4 protein-coding genes are annotated in these 5,745 nt (G+C 53.4%); all 4 read left to right on the forward strand.

All coding sequences use genetic code 11. The features are described from left to right. The first annotated feature begins 7 nt into the window (after window positions 1-7). Window positions 8-646 (forward strand): ATP-binding cassette domain-containing protein, encoded by a 639-nt coding sequence (locus AB7U36_RS17060; RefSeq protein ID WP_428160897.1) that lies wholly within the window; start codon window positions 8-10, stop codon window positions 644-646. Beyond that, window positions 636-1,403, forward strand: a complete 768-nt coding sequence (locus tag AB7U36_RS17065) for an ABC transporter permease (protein WP_428160894.1) — start codon at window positions 636-638, stop codon at window positions 1,401-1,403. Before AB7U36_RS17060 ends, AB7U36_RS17065 begins: the two co-directional genes overlap by 11 nt. Continuing rightward, complete coding sequence (locus AB7U36_RS17070) at window positions 1,400-2,416, forward strand: ABC transporter substrate-binding protein (RefSeq protein WP_428160895.1); 1,017 nt, start codon at window positions 1,400-1,402, stop codon at window positions 2,414-2,416. The genes AB7U36_RS17065 and AB7U36_RS17070 overlap by 4 nt, the downstream gene beginning before the upstream one ends. Then, window positions 2,413-5,745: alpha-2-macroglobulin family protein (locus AB7U36_RS17075; protein WP_428160896.1), on the forward strand; the 3,333-nt coding region annotated here is incomplete at its 3' end. The genes AB7U36_RS17070 and AB7U36_RS17075, both read left to right, overlap by 4 nt.

Below are 5,745 nucleotides of genomic sequence, written 5' to 3' on the forward strand. Positions count from 1 at the left end.
AACACTCCTGGAAAATCTGAATTTTTCCATGGCCGCACCAGGGTTTAATGCTGTTATCGGGCCATCAGGCGTGGGCACAACCTCCTTTGCAAGAATTCTTGCCGGCGGCAGCAGCGGTCCCGGGGGGAATGCTTTGATTTATGAAGGCATTTCCAGCATTTTGTATTCTTACAATCAGGAGCGTCTGCCCGGCTGGGCCGATACCGGCAGTCATCTTGAAAAAGTCTGCCCGCCGGAAAATTCAGATCTTAAAAAGGAACTGGTCAAAATCTTCAAAGTGGACGCCCTTCTTGGGTCACGATTCTCCCAGTTGTCCATGGGCCAGCAGAACCGGATGAACCTTATCCGCTACCTTATTCAGGACTTTGATTTGCTGATACTGGACGAAAGTCTTGCCAATGTGGATGAAGCCTTACGGGAAATCATTGTCCTGGCCATAAAGGAGATGTTTCCGGATAAATTATTTCTTTATATCTCCCACAATCTCATGGAAGTGGCACGATTCTGCAAAGAGATCCTGGTGTTAAACCATCCCGGGAAAAGCAAAGGTGCTGTCGTGGTGCAGGGCCGGAATTATGAAACAGGATATACAGCCGAGCCCCATGCCATTGACCGGTCCATGCTGGAGATTATGAATGCTGTTTAGACGAATCTACCAGTTTCTGATTGTTTACTGCTTAGGCGTTACAGGCCTTCTGGTCATCAAATATGCTGCCGGCCTGTCCAATTATGTTATCCCCGGGTTAACGCTGATCTTTGACACGGCACACCGGATGCTGGCCGGTTATTTCCTTGACGTACTCAATACCCTTTCCGTAACGGTGCTGGGTCAGATGATCTCCATTTTTATGGCCTTTTTTGTGGGGATCATCGGCCGTAAATCCTCCTGGGCAGGCTCGTTTATCAAGGTCATGGCCTATAACATCCAGGCCTATCCCATTGTGGCCCTGGCCCCAATCATCTTTATTCTCATGGGGGACGGATTTTTATCCCGTCTGCTCATCGCCTCCATGATCTGCTATTTCCCGTTGCTGCTGTCGGTGTTAGGGATCATGGCCTCGCCCATAAAGGACATTGAACATTTTTACATTGCCACTGGCCGGATGCGCTGGCAGCTGGAAGTCAAAATCCGGGCCTTTGAGAATTTAAACAAGCTGACCACAGTGATTGCAGGATCAGCCACACTGGCCATGGCCGGCACCATTGTGGCCGAGTTCATTGCAGCGGATCAGGGTATCGGTTATAGTATACGCATCGCCCTGTACCAGAGTGATCTTGCCTGCATTCTTGTGGCCCTGTTTTCCATCGGCATTATCATCTCGGTTTACCAAGGCATTCTTGAATCTGTGGGCGAACAAATGAAAACCAAATGGTTTGCGCCAAAGGGAGGCGATCTGTTATGAATCAAAAAACCAACACCAAAATCAACGTGATCATAGCAGGACTCATGGTCCTTTGCATGATGCTTTTTTCTGCCGTCACACCAGTCTTTGCAGGCGATCGGCTTAATTACCGCCTGAAATGGCAGTTCAACACCTCTGTGGCCGGTGATATCATTGCCGATACCGGCGGCTTTTTCAAAAAAGCGGGGCTGGATGTTTTCGTAAAAGAAGGCGGGGCCGGGAAAAATGCCATCAAGGAGCTTGAACTCAGATATGCAGACTTTGGCGTGGCATCTGCCGATCAGGTCATCCGTGCCCTTGAAAGAGGAGCCGACGTGGTGGTTCTGGCCCAGCTGTTCCAGGTCAACCCCATGCAGTGGATCTACCGGTCGGATCAGCCTGAAATTAAGACGCTTTCCGATTTAAATGGCCGGTATATCGGGGTCACCTTCGGGGGTAATGATGAAACCATCATGAACACCCTTTTGGCTAAAGCAGGCCTTACGTCAGGAGATGTTTTCATCTCAAGCGTCAGGTCTGATTTCACCCCGTTTCTCAAAAAAGAAGTTGATATGTGGCCGGTATACCGCAACGCCCAGGGGGTTATCCTGGAAGACAAGCTGGCCGCAGAAGGCGAGCGGGTAAAATTTTTCAACCCTGCGGACTACGGTATACACTTTGTGGCCAACTCGGTTGTCACGTCAGGCGCTATGATGAAAAAACACCCGGATACGGTAAAAGCCTTTATAACGGCGCTGCTGTCGGCCTGGGAATTTGCCATGGATCCGGCCAATGAAGTCCAGGTGTTAGCCCAGATCAAAAAAAAAGATACATTCACCAGGGATGATATCCGCCAAAAACAGCTTGAAGCCACCCGACCGTTAATCAAACCGGACAAAGGGACAAAAATCGGCATCATTGATGCCAGGGCATGGCGGCAAACCGAAAGCATCATGGTCAGGACAGAACAGATCATGACCCCGGTAGATGTGGTAACCTGCCTGGCCGGGCCTAAAAAAAGGAAAATACCATGAAACAGTTTCGCCTGATTTTTTTGCCGGTCATATCGCTGTGTCTGTTACTTTTCGCACGCCAGGCAATAGCCGCAAGCGCCGGACTTGACGCCCGGTTTTCCGGCCAGCAGACCGTGGACGGACAAAATGCCCTGGCCGTCACCTTTTCGTTACCCCTGGATACGACACAGGACTTGAGCAAGTATTTCAGTATTATTGAACAAGACGGCAGCACCCCTGTGGACGGTGCATGGATCCTGGCCAAGGATACCAAAGTGGCCTATTTTACCCAGATAAAACCGGACACCACCTATACCATTAATGTGGAAAAAGGACTGGCACCGGCCCAGGGCCAGGCCCTGGCCGGAAAAGTCGTATATGAGATTACCACCCGCCCGGCGGAACCCATGATCGCATTCGGTTCCACGGGATTTATTCTGGCCGCGGACTTGATCAAGGGGCTGCCCGTGGACAGCCTGAACATCAAACAGGCTGACATTGATTTTTTCAGGGTGCGGCCGGACCGGCTCACAGACTTCAAGAATGAATTCTGGGATTCCGCATATTTAAGTTGTTACGATTCCAGTGACCTTGCGGACCTTGCAGAGCTTGTCTATTCCGGCCGCTGGGATCTGGACGTCAAAAAGGACTTGCGCACCCCGTGCAACATTTCCATCACCCATATCAGGGAACTTAAACCGCCCGGCATTTATATCGCCGTGCTCCGGGGCGCGGGCCTTTATCGCGAAAGCTACCGCATGACCTGGTTTTCCATTTCCGATTTAGGGGTACATGCCAGGGTATATGACACCGCCATCCGGTTTTTCATCCAGAGCCTTTCAACGGCAGACCCAATTGAAAAGGCTGTGATCAAGGGGGTTGACGAGGATGGAAAAACCCTGTTTGAGCAGGAAACGGATAACGGCGGCCTGTGCGTTATAAAAGGACACTTTGAAAAACTGAAACTGGTATCTGTTTCCAAAAAGCATCATATCAGCCTGATGGCCATGGATACCCCGGCCCTTGATCTGTCGGAATTTGCCATGGGCGATGCCCTGTTCAGGCCCCTGGACCTGTTTGTATACGGCCCCAGGGACATTTACCGTCCCGGGGAGACCGTTGTGATTGACGGCGTCTTAAGGAACCAGGACGGTCGGAGGACACCTGAAATAAAGGTGGCAGCCAAGGTGGTTCAGCCCGACGGAAAAACCATCCGGGAATTTACCTGGAAGCCGGGCAAAGGCAATCATTTCAACACTGATTTTCAGTTGCCCGCCAATGCCCTGACCGGAAAATGGCGGGTGAAATTTTCCAATGGCAATGACCGGTTTGAAGATTATCCCTTTCTGGTGTCCGAATTTCTGCCCGAGCGCATCAAGCTGGTTATAGACCCGGCAGGCGACAACATCCTGGCCCCGGATAAAGATCTTGCCATCCATATCCAGGGTGATTTTCTGTACGGGGCACCTGCCGGCGGCAGCCGTGCCAATGCCGTGATCCATGTAATACCGGCACGGGATCTGTTCAAAAAGACCTTACCCGGTTTTGAATTCGGTGCGGTCACCGACCTTGTGAACACCACGTACACCTGTGACGACATCCGCCTGGACGAAACGGGAAAAGGTGTTATTAAGGTGGATAATCAGTGGAAGGCGGTAACCTCCCCCCACTGGGTCACCGCCAATGTCAGCCTGTACGATTCCGGGGAACGCCCGGTGGTCAGAAACGCCTCATGGCAGGTGTGGCCGGCCCAAAACCTTGTGGGCATCAGAAATATGTCCGGCACGGAAGATGATCCCGAGCAGGTACCCGGCAATGACACGGCAAAATTTGAAGTTATCCTGGCCGACACCCAGGGCCGGCTCAGGGCTGCCCATGGCCTGAAGGTCACAGTGATCCGGGAACACCGCGAATATTACTGGGAATACAAAGACGACGCGTGGCACTGGGGCTGCAACAGCCAGTTTTATCCCGTGGACCGGTTTGATCTTGATATTCCGGACCAGGGCAGGGCCCAGGTAAATGTGCCCGTGGAATGGGGCGGATACCGTATTGAAATAAAAAATCCGGCCACAGGCCTGACAAGCTGTAAAAACGTCTGGGCTGGCTGGCGCTCCCGGGATCAGGGCCAGCAGGACATGAACCGGCCGGACCGTGTGGATCTGGCCCTGGACAAGCCAGGTTACCGGGCCGGGGACACGGCCCGGGTGACGGTCAAGGCCCCCCAGGGCGGCAAAGGCTTTTTATTTGTGGACGGGGCAGACAATCTTTTGACCCTGCCCATTGATATTCCTGCCCAGGGAAAAGAGATTCCCATTGCCATTAATCCGGACTGGGCGCGTCACGATCTGTATGTGTCAGCACTGGTGATCCGGCCCGGTGAAAGCAGGGATGCCAAACTGCCCAAGCGATCCGTGGGGCTGATCCACCTGCCCCTTGACCGCACCGGCCGCCGTATGAAGGTTGACATCCAGGCCCCGGAAAAAACAGAACCCAACCGCCGGGTGGATGTGGCGGTCAATCTCACCGATGCCAGCGGCAGGCCGGCCAGGCATGCCATGGTCACCCTGGCTGCCGTGGACTGCGGAATTCTGAACCTGACCCGGTTTAAAACCCCGGACCCCTTTGGCTACTTTTTCCAGCCCCGGAAATACAGCCCCGAACTCCATGACATTTACCAGAAACTCATTGAAGCCGCAGACGGGGGCTATGCAAGGATGCGGTTTGGCGGGGATGCGGCAACCCTGACCCGGGGCGGAGACCGGCCCTCAACCGATGTGCAGATCCTGGCCATCCACCAGAAGGCTGTTGACGCCGATGACCAGGGTAAAGCGGTTTTTCATCTGGACCTTCCGGATTTTGACGGACAGGTGCGGATCATGGCCATTGCCCATACGGACAATACCTTTGGCTCCGGGGATAAGGAGATGATCCTGGCCTCTCCCATTGTGGTCCAGGCCACTATGCCGCGATTTCTTTCCTGCGGGGACCAGGGCTTTATCATGCTGGAGCTGAACAACTTAACAGATATTGCCCAGAATATAACCCTGGAAACAGAATGTTTCGGGCCGGTATCTCTCACAGGCCAGGCCGGTCAAACCATTGCCCTGGAACCCAATAAACGCAAACGCGTCAAACTGCCGGTTACGGCAGGAACCACGACGGGCCGGGCACACATCACCTGCCGGATCAAAGGGATCCGGGGGCCGGGCGTATCACCACAAATGACCAAACCCTGGTTTGTGGAAACCCGGTTTCCCTATCCCCACCAGACCCGGACCTGGCAGAAACTGCTGGCACCGGGACAGCCGTTTTCCACATCGTCTGCAGCCCTGGATAGCCTGGTTCCG

The sequence above is a fragment of the Desulfobacter sp. genome (assembly GCF_050177295.1).

Coding starts and splice junctions, on each gene's coding strand:
- AB7U36_RS17070 (WP_428160895.1), top strand. CDS start 1,400: ATGAATCAAAAAACCAACACCAAAATCAACGTGATCATAGCAGGACTC.
- AB7U36_RS17065 (WP_428160894.1), top strand. CDS start 636: ATGCTGTTTAGACGAATCTACCAGTTTCTGATTGTTTACTGCTTAGGC.